This is a genomic window from Alloalcanivorax venustensis ISO4 (genome assembly GCF_015356855.1).
GTDB classification, from domain to species: Bacteria; Pseudomonadota; Gammaproteobacteria; order Pseudomonadales; family Alcanivoracaceae; genus Alloalcanivorax; species Alloalcanivorax venustensis.
Genome location: NZ_ARXR01000008.1, coordinates 147,979 through 164,112 on the forward strand (window position 1 = coordinate 147,979; position 16,134 = coordinate 164,112).

Annotated in this window: 14 protein-coding genes; 10 read left to right on the plus strand and 4 right to left on the minus strand. The window is 66.0% G+C overall.

Translation table 11 applies throughout. The features are described 5' to 3' along the window. The first annotated feature begins 50 nt into the window (after positions 1-50). Complete coding sequence (gene uvrB, locus ISO4_RS07280; protein WP_194855715.1) at positions 51-2,066, plus strand: excinuclease ABC subunit UvrB; 2,016 nt, start codon at positions 51-53, stop codon at positions 2,064-2,066. Positions 2,067-2,071: 5 nt separating this feature from the next. Here the strand turns inward: uvrB and ISO4_RS07285 are convergent, their stop codons facing one another. Beyond that, complete coding sequence (locus ISO4_RS07285; protein ID WP_142948452.1) at positions 2,072-2,398, minus strand: four-helix bundle copper-binding protein; 327 nt, start codon at positions 2,396-2,398, stop codon at positions 2,072-2,074. A 188-nt stretch (positions 2,399-2,586) separates the two neighbouring features. On the opposite strand from ISO4_RS07285, the gene cysZ reads away from it, so the two are divergent. Next, entirely contained in the window at positions 2,587-3,381 is a 795-nt protein-coding gene (cysZ, locus tag ISO4_RS07290) for a sulfate transporter CysZ (protein WP_194855716.1), read from the plus strand. A gap of 96 nt (positions 3,382-3,477) precedes the next feature. Here the strand turns inward: cysZ and dbpA are convergent, their stop codons facing one another. Further along, positions 3,478-4,860, minus strand: coding sequence for an ATP-dependent RNA helicase DbpA (dbpA, locus tag ISO4_RS07295; protein ID WP_194855717.1), 1,383 nt, complete (start codon positions 4,858-4,860; stop codon positions 3,478-3,480). Between the two features lie 156 nt (positions 4,861-5,016). Here dbpA and ISO4_RS07300 point away from each other — a divergent pair, with 156 nt between their 5' ends. The 8 genes from ISO4_RS07300 (at position 5,017) to ISO4_RS07335 (ending at position 14,656) form a co-directional block, all read left to right on the plus strand. Beyond that, positions 5,017-5,265 (plus strand): AbrB/MazE/SpoVT family DNA-binding domain-containing protein, encoded by a 249-nt coding sequence (locus tag ISO4_RS07300; protein ID WP_067606708.1) that lies wholly within the window; start codon positions 5,017-5,019, stop codon positions 5,263-5,265. After that, entirely contained in the window at positions 5,265-5,594 is a 330-nt protein-coding gene (locus ISO4_RS07305) for a type II toxin-antitoxin system PemK/MazF family toxin (RefSeq protein ID WP_142948458.1), read from the plus strand. Before ISO4_RS07300 ends, ISO4_RS07305 begins: the two co-directional genes overlap by 1 nt. A gap of 154 nt (positions 5,595-5,748) precedes the next feature. Beyond that, positions 5,749-9,246, plus strand: coding sequence for a chromosome segregation protein SMC (gene smc, locus ISO4_RS07310; protein WP_194855718.1), 3,498 nt, complete (start codon positions 5,749-5,751; stop codon positions 9,244-9,246). A gap of 78 nt (positions 9,247-9,324) precedes the next feature. Continuing rightward, positions 9,325-10,383, plus strand: coding sequence for a cell division protein ZipA (zipA, locus tag ISO4_RS07315; protein WP_194855719.1), 1,059 nt, complete (start codon positions 9,325-9,327; stop codon positions 10,381-10,383). A gap of 239 nt (positions 10,384-10,622) precedes the next feature. Beyond that, positions 10,623-12,989 (plus strand): NAD-dependent DNA ligase LigA, encoded by a 2,367-nt coding sequence (ligA, locus tag ISO4_RS07320; RefSeq protein WP_194855720.1) that lies wholly within the window; start codon positions 10,623-10,625, stop codon positions 12,987-12,989. Between the two features lie 277 nt (positions 12,990-13,266). Continuing rightward, the gene (locus ISO4_RS07325) at positions 13,267-13,842 is read left to right on the plus strand and encodes a transglycosylase SLT domain-containing protein (protein WP_067608221.1); all 576 of its coding nucleotides are present in this window, start codon (positions 13,267-13,269) and stop codon (positions 13,840-13,842) included. 30 nt (positions 13,843-13,872) lie between these two features. Next, positions 13,873-14,301, plus strand: a complete 429-nt coding sequence (locus ISO4_RS07330) for a hypothetical protein (protein ID WP_142948463.1) — start codon at positions 13,873-13,875, stop codon at positions 14,299-14,301. 115 nt (positions 14,302-14,416) lie between these two features. Next, a complete protein-coding gene (locus tag ISO4_RS07335) occupies positions 14,417-14,656 on the plus strand; it encodes a YheU family protein (RefSeq protein ID WP_194855721.1) in 240 nt (79 codons plus the stop codon). Here the strand turns inward: ISO4_RS07335 and ISO4_RS07340 are convergent. After that, positions 14,653-15,033, minus strand: a complete 381-nt coding sequence (locus ISO4_RS07340) for an MAPEG family protein (protein WP_194855722.1) — start codon at positions 15,031-15,033, stop codon at positions 14,653-14,655. The two genes, ISO4_RS07335 and ISO4_RS07340, sit on opposite strands and share 4 nt — an antisense overlap. Continuing rightward, positions 15,024-16,134: FAD-dependent 5-carboxymethylaminomethyl-2-thiouridine(34) oxidoreductase MnmC (gene mnmC, locus ISO4_RS07345; protein ID WP_194855723.1), on the minus strand; the 1,111-nt coding region annotated here is incomplete at its 5' end. The genes mnmC and ISO4_RS07340, both read right to left, overlap by 10 nt.

The window sequence follows — 16,134 nt, forward strand, 5'->3', positions numbered from 1 at the left end:
GGCGGCGCGGGTAGGGGAGGCCAATACTAACGCATTCGGGACCAGGAATCATGTCAGACACCGCGTTCAAACTGCATTCCGACTACCAGCCGGCCGGCGACCAGCCGACCGCCATCGCCGGCCTGATCGAGGGTATCGGCGACGGTCTGGGCCACCAGACCCTGCTCGGGGTGACCGGGTCCGGCAAGACCTTCACCATGGCCAACGTGATCCAGGCGATCCAGCGGCCCACCATTATCCTGGCGCCCAACAAGACCCTGGCGGCCCAGCTCTACGGTGAGTTCAAGGAGTTCTTCCCGGAGAATGCGGTGGAGTACTTCGTCTCCTATTACGACTACTACCAGCCGGAAGCCTACGTGCCCAGTTCGGACACCTTCATCGAGAAGGACGCCTCGGTGAACGAGCACATCGAGCAGATGCGCTTGTCGGCCACCAAGGCGATTCTGGAACGCCGCGACACCATTATCGTGGCCACGGTGTCGGCGATTTACGGCCTCGGCGACCCGGCCAGCTACCACGCCATGGTGCTGCACCTGGTGCGCGGCGACCACATCGACCAGCGCGACCTGCTGCGCCGGCTGGCGGAGCTGCAGTACACCCGCAACGAGATGGATTTCCGCCGCGCCACCTACCGGGTGCGCGGCGACGTGATCGACATCTTCCCCGCCGAGGAAGAGAAAGAGGCGGTGCGCATCGAGCTGTTCGACGACGAAATCGAGGACATCAGCATCTTCGACCCGCTCACCGGCGAGGTGATCAAGCGGGTGGGGCGCATCACCATCTACCCGAAGAGCCACTACGTGACGCCCCGGGACACGGTGCTGGCGGCCATCGAGATGATCAAGGTGGAGCTGGAGGATCGCCTCAAGCAACTTAAGGACAACAACAAGCTGGTGGAGGCGCAGCGCCTGGAGCAGCGCACCCGCTTCGACATCGAGATGCTGCAGGAGCTGGGCTACTGCAACGGCGTGGAGAACTATTCCCGGCTGTTTTCCGGGCGTCAGCCCGGAGAGGCGCCGCCCACCCTGTTCGATTACCTGCCCGACGACGCCCTGCTGATCGTGGACGAGTCCCACGTGACCATTCCGCAGCTGGGCGGCATGTACAAGGGCGACCGCTCGCGCAAGGAAACCCTGGTGGAGTTCGGCTTCCGGCTGCCCTCGGCGATGGACAACCGGCCGCTGAAGTTCGATGAATGGGAACGGCTGGCGCCGCAGATGGTGTTCGTGTCCGCCACGCCGGGCCCCTATGAGGAGGCGCACGCCGGCCAGGTGGTGGAGCAGGTGGTGCGGCCCACCGGCCTGATCGACCCGGCGCTGGAAGTGCGCCCCGCCGGCAGCCAGGTGGACGACCTGCTCGGCGAAGTGCGCGAATGCGTGGAAAAAGGCGAGCGGGTGCTGGTCACCACCCTGACCAAGCGGATGGCCGAGGACCTTACCGAGTACCTCAACGAGAACGGCGTCAAGGTGCGTTACCTGCACTCGGACATCGACACCGTGGAGCGGGTGGAGATCATCCGTGACCTGCGGCTGGGCAAGTTCGACGTGCTGGTGGGCATCAACCTGCTGCGCGAGGGCCTGGATATGCCCGAGGTGGCACTGGTGGCGATCCTGGACGCCGACAAGGAAGGCTTCCTGCGCTCCGACCGCGCCCTGATTCAGACCATCGGCCGCGCGGCGCGGAACCTCAACGGCCGGGCGATTCTCTACGGCGACAAGATCACCGGCTCCATGCGCCGCGCCATCGACGAGACCGAGCGCCGCCGCGAGAAGCAGGTGCAGCACAACAAGGAGCAGGGCATCACGCCCCAGGGCCTGAAGAAGATGGTCCGCGACATCATGGACGACGCCTACACCACCGGCGCCGGCCAGCCCGAGCGCAAGCGCACCCGCAAGGTGGCCGAGGACAAGGCCCCCTATGTGGCCCGCTCACCGGCGCAGGTGGCCAAGGACATCGAGAAGCTGGAAGCGGAGATGATGAAGCACGCCAAGAACCTGGAGTTCGAGCAGGCCGCGGCGGTCCGCGACCAGATTCACAAGCTCCGCGAAGAAGGCTTCATGCGCTAGCGGCGTTAGGCCGCCATCTTGCGGCATTCACGGACGCAGTCCATGCACGCATCGGCGCATTGACGGCAATGGTCGTGATCGTGCTTGCCGCATTCCTCGCCGCAGGCCTGGCAAACCTCCGCGCACAGGGAACAGAGCTGGGCGGCGAATTCGCTGCCCTGGGCCATGTACTGGGCGGCCAGGCGGCAGATAGCGGCGCATTGCATGTCCAGGCGGATGCATTCCGCCATCATCTTGGTGTTCTCTTCCTGCAGGCAGGACGCGGCGCAGAAATCGCAGTAGGCGGCGCAGCGGTTGCAGGCTTCGATGCACTCAGCGTGGTTGATCGCCATGATTCTCTCCTTGAATGACGTACGGGGATGAGCTGAAACGCCCCTTCGACGCTAGTCCTGTGCGTCGGCGTCAACAAGCCGTGAAGTGCCAGGATCGGCCACCGCCGGGTAAAAGATTGTGGAATTGAGCGGCGCGGTGGCGATGCTACACTCCCTGCTTTACCCGACAGCCGACTCAAGAGGTCTCCGTGTCCCAAGTCACCGCCGCCCTCGATTACCTGAAACAGGGCCTGTCCCTGGCGAAAAGCCCGGGCCTACGCCCCTACGTGATCATCCCGATGGTCTTCAACGTGCTGGTGTTCGGCGGGCTCTACTATTTCTTCGGCCAGTGGATCGGCGGCTGGGTGGCCGGCCTGGCCGCCGGCTGGGAATTCGGCGGCGCCTGGAGTTTCCTGAACCCGGCGGTGGACTTCCTGGTGGGCGCCGCCGTGGTGCTGGTGTGGATCGTGCTGCTGGGGCTGTTCGCCAGTGTGTTCACCCTGGGCGTGCAGCTGATCGCCGCGCCGTTCATGGGCTTCCTGGCGGAGAAAGTGGATATCCGCGCCACCGGCCGGCCGATGCCGGAGGAATCCATCCCGGCGATGACCGTGCGGGTGTTCAAGCGGGAGCTGCGCAAAACCTGGTACTGGCTTTGGCGGGCGGTGCTGATCCTGTTCGTGGTGCTGGTGATCTACTTCATCCCGGTGGTCAACGTGCTGGCGTCCACGGTCTGGTTCCTGTGGTCCGGCTGGTTGCTGGGGATGCAGTACATCGACTTCGCCGCCGACAACCGCCAGGTGCCGTTCACGGTGATGCTGGAGCGGCTCAAGAGCAAACGCTGGATGGTGCTCACCTTCGGCTCGGTGGTGCTGGGTTTGACCATGCTGCCGCTGGTGAATCTGGTGATCATGCCGGTGGCGGTGATCGCCGGCACGCTGATCTGGGTGCACGAGCTGGCCGAACCCGGTGGGAGCGGGCCCAGCCCGCGAAAGGGTGGCTTCTAGCCACCCGGCGGGATACCAGCGGCCTTATTCTATTCTTGTTGCTCTCTGGGATCCTGCCGGCCGGCGTTGCCGGCCTTTCGCGGGCAAGGCCCGCTCCTACAAGGCGCGTACCCTTAGCGAGCGGCCCTTGATCTTGCCTTGGCTGAGGCGCTGCAGGGCTTTATCGGCAATCGCGCGCTCCACCGCCACATACGCCTGATTATCGAATAGCGTGATCTTGCCCACCCGCGCGCCGGGAATACCGGCGTCGCCGGTGAGGGCGCCGAGAATATCGCCCGGACGCAGCTTCTGCTTGCGGCCCGCACCGATGCACAGGGTCGCCATGGGCGCCTGCAACGGGCCACGGTCCACATGGGGCCGCACCTCGTCCAGCGGCCGCCACTGAATCGCGCCTTTCTGCTGATCCTCGATGGCCAGGGCGCGGCGCATTTCCTTGGGCGCCACCAGGCTCACCGCCAGGCCCTTTTCACCGGCCCGCCCGGTGCGACCGATGCGGTGGATGTGGGTTTCCGGGTCACGGCCCAATTCCACATTGATCACCAAGTCCAGCGAGGCGATATCCAGCCCGCGTGCCGCCACGTCCGTGGCCACCAGCACCGACAGGCTGCGGTTGGCGAACATGCCCAGCACCTGATCCCGGTCGCGCTGGTCCAGATCGCCGTTCAGCGCCATCGCCGAGACACCCTTGGCGGCAAGATGGTCCGCCACCTCCTGGCACTGCTGCTTGGTAAAGCAGAATGCCACGCAGGACGTGGGGCGCAGGCTGTAGAGCAGCCGCGTCACCGCCTCCAGCCGGGTCTCCGGCGTCACCTCGTAGAAGCGTTGCTCGATCTGCTGATCGTCGTGCTGGGTGGCCACCTCGATCCGCGCCGGGTCGCGCAAGAAACGCCCCGCCAACGCCTCGATGCCGGCCGGGTAGGTGGCCGAGAACAGCAGCGTCTGCCGGCGCGCCGGCGTCTGCCCGATGATCTCCGCGATGCTGTCCACGAAGCCCATATCGAGCATCCGGTCCGCCTCGTCCAGCACCAGCGTGTTCAACCCGTCCAGCGACAGCGTGCCCTTGCTCAAATACTTCTGCACCCGCCCTGGCGTGCCCACGATCACCTGGGCGCCGTGCTCCAGCGACCCGATCTGCGGCCCCATCGGCACGCCGCCGCACAGCGTCAGCACTTTCACGTTGTCCGACCCCCGCGCCAGCCGGCGCAGGTCCTTGGCCACCTGATCCGCCAGCTCGCGGGTGGGGCACAGCACCAGGGCCTGGCAGCCGAAAAAGCGCGGGTTCAACGGGTGCAGCAAGCCCAGCCCGAACGCCGCCGTCTTGCCGGACCCGGTCTTGGCCTGGGCGATCACATCCCGCCCCTGCAGGATCAACGGCAGGCTCTGCGCCTGGATCGGCGTCATCTCGGCAAAGCCCAGCGACGCCAGCGTCGCCAGGGTCGGCGCGGAAAGGGGGAGGGAAGCGAAATTGGTATCGGTCACGGGTGGGCCTGCTATATGAAGGAGGCGGCAGTGTAGCACTGGCCGCGCGGGTCCGGCAGCGACTGTTGCGCCCCAGGAATGGATATCCAAAGTATATACATTGACGTGTCTGGTTGATAAGATATCCGCGTCAATCACACTTCTCAGGTAACCGTGATGGAAGTGCAAATCCGAAAGTGGGGTAACAGCTCGGCGGTGCGTCTGCCCAAGGCGCTGATGGAGCAGCTCGGCCTGGACGCGGGCAGCACTCTGGCCGTTGAGATCCGGGACGGCGCTTTGGTGATGCGGCCCAGCGGGCCGACGCTGGAGGAAATGCTGGCGACCTGCACCCCTGAAAAGATGGCCCTGACCGAGGAAGACCGGCAGTGGCTGGACAACGATCCCGTGGGTAACGAGGAAATCTGATGGCTTATATCCCAAGGAAGGGAGACATTGTCCGCCTGAATTTCGACCCGGTGGCGGGCCATGAACAAGCGAAGCAGCGCCCGGCGCTGGTGGTGTCCCCGCAAGCGGTTCATGAGACCTTCGGCTTGTGTTGGGTGCTGCCGATCACCACGCGGGTCCGGGGCACGGCCTTCGAAATCCCGGTCACCGGTGGTGAGACGAGCGGCGTGGTGCTCACGCAGCAGATCCGCACCGTGGATTTCCGGGCCCGCGGCGCCGAATTCATCGAAGCGGCCGGTGAGCAGACCCGTGAGCAGGCCCTGCATGCGGTGCGGATGATCCTCGGCTGAGCCGGCCCGTACTCCGATCCCGTGTAACCGCACGTAAAACGGGCCCTCCGTGGATGAATTCACCCTCTCTTCCCGCTAGACTAGCGCGTTTGAACCGTCCGCCGGGTCGCGGGCGCTTTGGGTTAGGAGCGGCCTGGGCCGCCATGCGAGCACTATGAGACTGAAAACAATCAAGCTGGCCGGGTTCAAGTCCTTCGTGGACCCGACGCCGGCCTCGTTCCCGGAAAATCTGACCGCCGTGGTGGGCCCAAACGGGTGCGGCAAGTCGAACATCATCGACGCGGTGCGCTGGGTGATGGGCGAGTCCTCCGCCAAGCACCTGCGCGGTGAGTCCATGGCGGACGTGATTTTCAACGGCTCCAATGCGCGCAAGCCGGTGGCCCAGGCCTCCATTGAGCTGGTGTTCGATAACTCCGACGGCACCGTCACCGGCGAGTACGGCAAGTTCAACGAAATCTCCGTGAAGCGCCAGGTGACCCGGGACGGCCAGTCCAACTACTACCTGAACGGCACCAAGTGCCGCCGCAAGGACATCTCCGACATCTTCCTGGGCACCGGCCTGGGCCCGCGCAGCTACGCGATCATCGAGCAGGGCATGATTTCCCGGCTGATCGAGGCGAAGCCGGAAGAGTTGCGCGTCTATATCGAGGAAGCGGCGGGCATCTCCAAGTACAAGGCGCGGCGCCGGGAGACCGAGAACCGCATGCGCCGCACCCGCGAGAACCTGGAGCGGCTCACCGACATCCGCGACGAGCTGGAGCGCCAGATCGAGCGCCTGAGCCGCCAGGCGTCCGCCGCCGAGAAGTACAAGCAGTATAAAGAGGAAGAGCGCCACAAGAGCGCGCAGCTCAAGGCGCTGCGCTGGCGCGGGCTGAACGGTCAGGTGAAGCAGCTGGACCAGATTATCGCCGAGCTGGAAGTGGCCATGGAGGCGCGCATTGCCGAGCAGCGCCACGTGGACGCGGAGATCGAGCGGCTGCGCGAGAGCCACAACGACGCCCAGGAAGGCTTCAACCAGGTGCAGCAGAAGTTCTACGCACTGGGCGCCGAGGTGGCGCGCCTGGAGCAGAGCATTCAGCACCAGCGCGAGCGCCGGCAGCAGCTGTTCGAGGAGCTGGACCAGGTGACCGCCAGCTGGAAAGAGGCGGACGCCCACCAGAACACCGACGCGGAGAAGCTTGCCGAGCTGGAGGAGCGGCTGGCGGCCCTGGAGCCGGGCCTGGAAGAGGCCCACGAGCAGCAGGAGACCTCCGCGGAGGCGCTGGCCCGTGCCGAGGACGCCATGCAGGAGTGGCAGCAGGCCTGGGAAACCTTCAACAGCAAGGCCGGCGAGTCCCGCCGCCAGGCGGAGGTGGAGCAGTCCCGCATCCAGCACCTGGAAAAGTCCATCGAGCGCCTGGGCGAGCGCATGGAGCGCCTGCGCAAGGAGCAGGAGTCCCTGGATTCCGGGCCGCTGGCCCGGGAAATGCGCGAGTTCGAAGAGCAGGTAGCCGAGTACCAGGAGCAGCGCGAAGAAAGCGAAATGCGCGCCGAAAGCCTGCAGGAACAGATTAACCAGCTGCGCCGGGACAACGGCGAGCGCGGCCGCGAGCTGGACGAGGCCCGCGACCAGCTGCAGAGCCACAAGAACCGCCACACCTCCCTGGAAGCCCTGCAGAAAGCCGCCATGGGCGACGACGGCGCGGTCAGCGACTGGCTGGAACGCCACGACCTGGACCAGCGGCCGCGCCTGGCGGACCGCATCGAAGTGGCCGAGGGCTGGGAAAACGCCGTGGAAGCGGTGCTCGGCGACGCCCTGCAGGCGGTGTCCGTGGACGGCCTGGAGGAAGTCAGCAGCTGGCTCGGCGACCTGACCCATGGCCGCGTGGCGCTGGTCCATGAGAGCCCGGTGCAGGCCTCCGGCGACGCCGGCGATCTGCTGCGCTCCCACGTCACCGGCCAGGTGCCGGAAGGGCTGCTGGCCGGGGTCTACGCCGCCGACGACCTGGGCGCCGCCCTGGCGCTGCGCGGCCGCCTGAAGGCCGGCGAATCCGTGGTCACCCGCGACGGCATCTGGCTGGGGCCGGACTGGCTCACCGTGGCCCGCGAGCAGGACCAGGAAGCCGGGGTGCTGGAGCGCCGCCGTGAGCTGGAAAGCCTGGCCGGGCTGATCGACAGCGGCCAGCAGCGCGTCGACGAGCTGAAGGCCAAGCTGGAAGAGACCCGCGAGCAGGTCGCCGAGCTGGAAGAGGAGCGCGAGGAAGTGCAGCGCCAGGCGTCGCGCATCAGCCGCGAGCTGGGCGAGGTGAACGCCCAGGTGAGCGCCCGCCAGGTGCGCCTGGAGCAGATCACCATGCGCCGCGAGCGCCTCGGCAAGGAGCTGGAGGAAGCCGGCGGCCAGCTGCAGCAGGAACAGGAACAGATCAAGGAGTCCCGCGCCATCCTGCAGGAGGCCCTGGACGCCATGGAGCAGGACTCCGGCGAGCGCGAAGCGCTATTGTCGCGCCGTGACGAGACCCGCATGGCCCTGGACGAGGCCCGCCAGCAGGCGCGCCAGCACCGCGACCACGCCCACCAGCTGGCGATGGACGCCCAGGGCGCGCGCACCCAAGCGGACGCGCTGCGCCAGAACCTGGCGCGGCTGGAATCCCAGGTGGCCAGCCTGCGCGAGCGCAAGGCGCAACTGGAAGAGCAGGCCGGCGAAGACGGTGATCCGGGCATCGAGCTGCAGGAGCAGCTGGAAGAGAAGCTGGAGCAGCGTCTGGAAGCGGAGCAGCAGCTGATCGAAGCGCGCCGCCAGCTGGAAGACGTGGAACACCAGATGCGCGACCTGGAAGGCCGGCGCGGCCAGCATGAGCGTCAGGCCCAGGAAGTGCGCGACACGATCAACAACAAGCGCATGCAGTGGCAGGACCTGAGCACCCGCCGCCAGACCGTGGCCGAGCAGCTCAACGAGCAGCACTTCGACCTGGACACGGTGCTCAACAACCTGCCCGAGGACGCCGACGAGAAGCAGTGGTCCGACGACCTGGAGCAGATCGCCCAGCGCATCGGCCGGCTCGGCCAGATCAACCTGGCGGCCATCGACGAATACCAGCAGCAGTCCGAGCGCAAACAGTATCTGGATCAGCAGAACGAGGATCTGGAAGACGCGCTCCGGACGCTGGAAAACGCCATCCGCAAGATCGACCGGGAAACCCGCACCCGCTTCAAGGAATACTTCGACCGCATCAACAAGGGTCTCCAGGAGCTGTTCCCGAAGGTGTTCGGCGGCGGCCACGCCTACCTGGAGCTGACCGGCGACGACCTGCTCGACACCGGCGTGGCGATCATGGCGCGGCCCCCGGGCAAGCGCAACAGCACCATCCACCTGTTGTCCGGGGGTGAGAAGGCGCTCACGGCCCTGTCCCTGGTATTCAGTATTTTTGAACTGAATCCGGCGCCGTTCTGTCTGCTCGATGAGGTGGACGCGCCGCTGGACGACGCCAACGTGGGCCGGTTCTGTAATCTGGTCTCGGAGATGGCCGAGCGGGTGCAATTTATTTACATCACCCACAACAAGATCGCCATGGAAATGGCGCGTACCCTGATGGGCGTTACCATGCACGAACCGGGTGTCTCGCGACTGGTGTCCGTGGATGTGGAAGAGGCCGCCGAGCTGGCGGCCATGTAAGCCGCCGCCGGCGTTTTGACAGGCGCCGGCGGCTGACCAATGATGACTGAAACTGGCGCGAGCTAAGGAAGAGGCAACATGGGCCTGAATCTGGAAACATTGATCGGCATTCTGGTTATTCTGATCCTCCTGATTCTTGCCGATGGCGTGCGGCGCATGATCCGCGAACGCCACGGCCGGTTGCGCATGCGCATCGACCGCCGGTTCGGCAAAGGCCCGGCGGCGGACGACGACAGCGACGACGATTACCCCAACGAACTGATCGGCCGTCCGCGCGTGCGCAGCCGCGAAGAGCAGGCCCGTATCGATATGGACGGTGTCGACGAGGACGGCGACCGCGCCGACCCGCCGATCATGATGGACACCGCCGAAGCGCCGCCGGAAGCGCCCACCCGCCGCGCCGAGCAGCAAACCCTGTTCGACGCCGACAACAGCGACGACGACGCCTCCGCGCCGGAAAGTCCGGTGGCCGGCTCCGCGAAAGCCGGCGCCGCCACCTCCGGGTCCGCCGCCTCCGGCGTCACCGACACGGACGACGTGGACGAGCCGCCGGCCCGCCCGGTGACCCGCCGGCCCGAAGCCACCCGCGAGCCTGCCACCGGCTCCCAGCGCGAAGAGCTGCGCCGCGAGGAAAGCCGCAAGCAGTCCGCGCCGCGCCCGTCCGTCGCCCGTCAGGAGCCGAAACCCAAGGACCCGGGCCCGGTACTGGAAGTGATCGTCTTCCACCTGATCGCCCGCCGCCCGGAACGCTTCGACGGCCAGGACATGCTGCGCCTGCTGCTGGAAAACGGCCTGCGCTACGGCGACATGCACATCTTCCACCGCCACCGCGACGTGGACGGCCGCGAGCAACTGGAGTTTTCCGTGGCCAACGCCGTGGAGCCGGGCACCTTCGACATCGATACCATGGAAGACGAGCAGTTCGCCGGCATCACCTTCTTTATGAAGCTGCCCGGCCCCCGTGACCCGCTCGCCTCCCTGGAGCGCATGCTCACCGCCGGCCGCCGTCTCGCCGAAGGCATGAACGGCGACCTCAAGGACGAGCAGCACAGCGTGCTCACCCCGCAAACCATGGAGCACCTGCGCCAGCGCGTGCAGGAATTCGAGCGCCGCCAGCGCGTCTCCCACGGGGCCTGATCACTCCCGGTGACAGGCGGACCGTTGTGGGACGGGCTTTTGTGGGAGCAGGCCTTGTGGGAGCTTGCTTGCAAGCGAAAGGCCGGCAAAGCCGGCCGGCAGGATTCCAGAGACGGTGTTGCTGCCGCCGTTAAAAAGGCCTCTGGGATCCTGCCGGGCGCTTCGCGCCCTTTCGCGGGCTGGGCCCGCTCCCACAAGGCCCGCTCCCACCCCCGCATTAACCAACGGACCAGGCAACAGTGACCGCAAAGAAAGACACTTCCCCAGCCGAAGAGATCAAAACGCTTCGCGATCAGCTCAATCAGTGGGCGCATGAGTATTACGTCCTTGATGATCCGTCCGTGCCTGATTCGGAATACGACCGTGCTTTTCAACAATTGCAGGCTTTGGAAGAAGCGCACCCCGATCTTGTTACCGCCAATTCGCCCACGAAAAGGGTTGGCGGTAAGCCCCTGGAAAAATTTGATGAAGTAAAGCACCAGGTACCCATGCTGAGTCTTCAGACGCTGACCGATGAAGATCAGTTTTCCGCGTTTGATTCCAGGATAGCCAAACAGTTAAATCGGAAATCGAATAACCTCAGCCTTTTCGACAGCGAGAGCGTCGAGATTGAATACTGCTGTGAACTCAAATTCGACGGTCTTGCGATCAGCCTTTTGTACGAAAATGGCCAGCTGGTACGGGCAGCGACCCGTGGAGACGGCGAAGTCGGTGAGGATGTCACCGCTAACGCCATGACGATCCGCTCGATACCCCTGGAGCTTTTGGGAAAGGGCTGGCCGCGCACCTTGGAAGTCCGGGGTGAGGTCTGTGTTACTAAGCATGAATTCGAGAAGCTGAATAAAAAGCGCGCTGATGCCGATGAAAGGCCTTTTGCCAACCCCCGCAACCTCGCCGCGGGCAGCATGCGTCAACTTGACTCAAAGCTGGCTGCCCAGCGTCCGCTGGTCTTCTTTTGTTACGGCATAGGGCATATCGAGGGCGGCCGTGTCAGCGACCGGCAGAGAACCAGGCTGAGCCACTTGCAGGACTGGGGATTCCGCGTAGCCAAGGAAGTGAAAACGGCAAAAGGCACCGCCGGGTGTCTGGCGTATTTTCATGATATCGGTGAGAAGCGGGACCGCCTGCCCTACGAGATCGATGGCGTGGTCTTTAAAGTGAACTCTATCGAGTTCCAGGACATGCTGGGCTTTCGGGCCAGGGAACCGGCTTGGGCGGTGGCACTGAAATACCCGCCATCGGAAGAGATCACCGTGCTCAACGAGGTGGACTGGCAGGTGGGCCGCACCGGCGCGCTGACCCCGGTGGCCAAGCTGGAGCCGGTTCAGGTGGGCGGCGTCACGGTCAGCAACGCCACCCTGCATAACATCGACGAGATCCGCCGGCTGGACATCCGCGTCGGCGACAGCGTGGTGATCTACCGCGCCGGCGACGTGATTCCCAAGGTGGTGCGCACGGTCCCCGAGCGGCGCCCCAAGGATGCCGGGGAAATCAACCTGCCCACCGAGTGCCCGGTGTGCGGCAGCGAGATTCTGCGCGCCGACGACGGCGTGGTGGCGCGCTGCACCGGCGGCCTGATCTGCGGCGCCCAGCAGCGCGAGGCGATCAAGCACTTCGCCTCGCGGCGCGCCATGGACATCGACGGCCTGGGCGACAAGCTGGTGGACGCCCTGGTGGATCAGGGGCTGATCGAGACCGTGGCCGACCTCTACCGCCTCAAGGCCGAGGACGTGGCCGGCCTGGAGCGCATGGGCGAGAAGTCCGCCGCCAACCTGATCGAGGCCCTGGAAGCATCGAAAAAAATGCCGCTGAGCCGCTTCCTGTTCGCGCTCGGCATCCTGCAGATCGGCGAGGAAACCGCCAAGGCCCTGGCGGACGCCTTCGGCGATCTGGAAAGCATCCGCAACGCGCCGCTGCTGTTGTTCCTGCAGGTGCCCGACGTGGGCGGCGAAGTGGCCAAGGCGATCGCCGCCTTCTTCGCCGAAGAACACAACGAGAAGGTGATCGACGGCCTGCTCAACGCCGGCGTCGAGCCGCAGTCCAACGGGACGCCGTCACGCCGCTTCGTGGACACCCTGACCCTGGCCAACTTCCTGAGCAGCGCCAAGACGCTGGGCATGCCGCTCAGCGGCGTGGGCACCAAGACCCTGGAGACCCTGGGCCGCCACTACCGGCACCTGGACGCGCTGCTCAAGGCGGTGGACGACGGCGAGGACGACAGCGGCGTCAAAGCCGGCACCCTGGACAAGCTGGCCGAGGGCCTCAAAGCCGACCAGTGGCGCGCAAAGCTACAGGACGCTCAGGCCTACGCCGACGCGCTGGCGGAAAAAGCGCCCGCCGGTGGCGCCGACCAGCGCCCCCTGGAAGGCCAGACCTGGGTGCTCACCGGCACCCTGGCGCGCCTGACCCGGAGTGAGGCCAAGGAGCATCTGGAGGCTCTCGGCGCCAAGGTGGCCGGCACCGTCTCCGGAAAGACCGCCCGCGTGGTGGCCGGCGAGTCCGCCGGCTCCAAACTCGACAAGGCCCGCAGCCTCGATGTCGATGTGATTGATGAGGAGGAATTTATCGGCTTCCTCGCCGAACACGGCATCAAGCTCGAAGACTGAACAACGCTGGGAACGGGCCAAGCCCCTGAAACGGAGCTCTTGTGGGAGCGGGCCTTGCCCGCGAAAGGGAGCAAAGCTCCCGGCAGGATGCCAGAGGCCTCGCTAACGACAGCACCAACAACCTCTCTGGGATCCTGCCGGCAAGCTGCGCTTGCCTTTCGCGGGCGGGGCCCGCTCCCACAAGGCCGGGTCCCACAAGGCCGGGTCCGGTAAGCCATCGCTTGCAGCGTTCCCTCAACCCGCTACCATGACTCAAACCCAAACCCCGAGGTCGCCCATGCGTGCCGCAGTTCTGGCTTTGATCCTGGCATTGGGGGGCTGCGCCTCCACGCCCACCCACATCGACGACGTTTGCGCGGTGTTCGACCAAAAAGGCGGCTGGTTCAACAACTGGTACAAGGCCGCCAAGCGCAGCGAAAAAGAGTTCGGCGTGCCGGTGGCGATTCTGATGGCCACCATCTACAAGGAATCCGGCTTCCAGGCGGACGCCCGCCCGCCGCGCACCAAGCTGCTGGGCTTTATTCCCTGGAAGCGTCCTTCCAGCGCCTACGGCTACCCCCAGGCCCTGGACGGCACCTGGGACTGGTACCGCCGTGAAACCGGTCACGGCGGCGCCGACCGGGACGACTTCGGCGACGCGGTGCACTTCGTCGGGTGGTACCATTATCAGAGCCATGTGCGTAACGGCATCGCGCGCAACGACGCCTACCATCTGTATCTGGCGTACTACGCCGGCCACGGCGGCTACGCCCGGGGCACCTGGAAAAGCCGGCCCTACATGAAACGCTCGGCGCAGCGCGCCCAGGACATGGCCACCCGCTACGCGGTGCAGATGGAACGCTGCGGACGCTGACGCGGCGCTCTCTTTGGAACGAGGTTTGAATTGGACAACGAATCGATCGTCTACGGGTGCATCAAGCACCTGCCGTTCGGTGACCGGCAGCAGCGCCAGGCGAGCTGCTTCCACAACCGCCGCGCCATCCGCACCCTGCCGGAATCCGATCAGTGGCCGTTTCTCAGCCAGGACATGTTCGCGATCTCCGGCGACCAGGCCTCCGGCGGCAGCTACCAGACCCAGGTGATCCACTTCGGCATGTCCTACCGGGCGGTGGAGTACGAGTGGGAGCACTGGATCGCCAAATTCGAACGCCTGCTCAAACAGATGTACTGGGTGGGAGCGGTGGTGCACCTGGAAACCGATTTCGCCGGCTTCCACACCTTCATGTGGGACAGCGCCGACGACTACCACGAGCCCTCCGACGAGCCCCTGCGGGTGCGTTGCGAATGGTCCCGCGAAGGCACCATGGTTTAGAGCAGTTAATAGTTAACAGTTAACAGTGAATAGTTAAAACACCTTTGCAGCGAGGCTTGGCGCGCGGACAATACGCATTGTTTCACTATTCACTGTTAACTATTAACTGCCTTCTATGATTGTTCCCTGGCAAGAGATCCCCCCAGAAACCCTGGACAACCTGATCGAGGAGTTCGTCACCCGCGACGGCACCGATTACGGCGAGCAGGAAATCGGTACCGACACCAAGGTGGCGCAGGTGCGCGAGCAGTTGCGGCGAGGCCAGGCCTCGGTGGTGTTCGACGACGTCACCGAGACCATCTCCATCTTCACCCGCGAACAGCTCGACGAGCTCGACCGCTCGTCATCCCCTTAGGCGAACACAAGCACCAGCAGATGGATGGCGCCGGCCAGCAGCGCGACCCAGTTGGCGATGATGCCCAGCTGGCGCGCCCGCACCGGGCCGCCCATCAGGCCCCAGGCGTGGGCCAGCCGGCCGCCCACCAGCAGGCAGCCGTAGAGGTGCAGCGCCAGGTGGTTGCCGTTGTTGCCTTCCAGCAGTGCCATCAGAATCAAAATCACCGGGGTGTATTCCACCGCGTTGCCGTGGGCGCGGATGGCGCGGTTCAGTTCGCCGCGGCCGCCGTCGCCCAGGGACACGCCGTGGCGCAGCCGCAGGCGCACCACGTTGGCGGCCAGGGCGAGGATGATCAGCGCGGCAAGCGCCGCGTACAGGGCGGTGGTCAGGAACATGGTGGACTCCAGTCAGGTTGTTTTTTGCGTTTGCGGAGAATGAAGCGTTCCGGCGCCAGGGCGGCGACCAGCGCCTGGTCCGCCGGCGGCGCGCGCCGGCTCAGTTGGTCGGCGAGCAGGTCGGCGCACAGCGGCGTGCCGGTGATGCCGCGGCTGCCGTGGGCGATGTTCAAGTATAGGCCGGGCAGGGCGGTGTGCGGGTTGGCCATGGCGTCCGGCAGCGGGCCCACCAGGGGCAGGAAGTCCAGGCTCTGACAGCGCATGGCCACGCGCCGGTCCACCACCTCGATGGATTCGCCGCCCAGTTCTTGCCACTCCCGTGGCAGGTGGTGGCGCAGCTGCGCCAGGTTGGCGGCGTCGTCGCTGTCGCGGGGCGCCGGGTCCAGCTGGTGCAGGTCGAAGGTGGCGCCCACGCAGTGCACGCCGTCCAGGGTCGGGGTCAGGTAGCCGCCGTGGCAGTGCGCCTGTTGCCAGGCGGCGCTGGCGGCGGTGGGGCGGCAGTAGCTGACCTGGCCACGGATGGTTTTCAGCGGCAGCCACGCCAGGCCGGCGAGATCCCGGGCGGCGCCGGCGGTGGCCAGAATCAGGGCGTCCGCCTCCAGGGTGTGGTCGTCGCTCAGGCGCACCCGCACCGGCCGGTCGTCGGTGGCGGGCTGGAACTCGCTGACGGCGGCAAGCCGCGGTTCGATGGCCGGGTGGTCCAGCAGTTGCCGGCACCAGGCCGGCGGTGACAGATAGCCGCCGCCCACCAGCTCCATGCCGTGTTCCCCCAGCGGCTTTAGCAGCGCTTGCGGCCAGGCGCCGCTGTCCCGGGCGGCGCGGATCTTGTCCGCCTGCTTGTCGTCGACGAAGTGCTGGGGCACACCGTTCAGGCGGCCCTGGTCCGGTCCCGGGAAGCGGTGGCGTTGCAGCCAGCGCAGGGCGTGCACATAGCTGAGCTGGTAGAAGCGGTTCTGTTCGGTGAGGTGGGCACTGGGCGTGCTGTAGACCACCCCGGCCCGGTTGCCGGAGGCGCCGGCGGCGATGCCGGCCGGGTCCAGCACGGTGACCCGCCAGCCCCGTTCCGCCAGGGCGCGGGCGGTGGTGGCCCCGGCCAGGCCG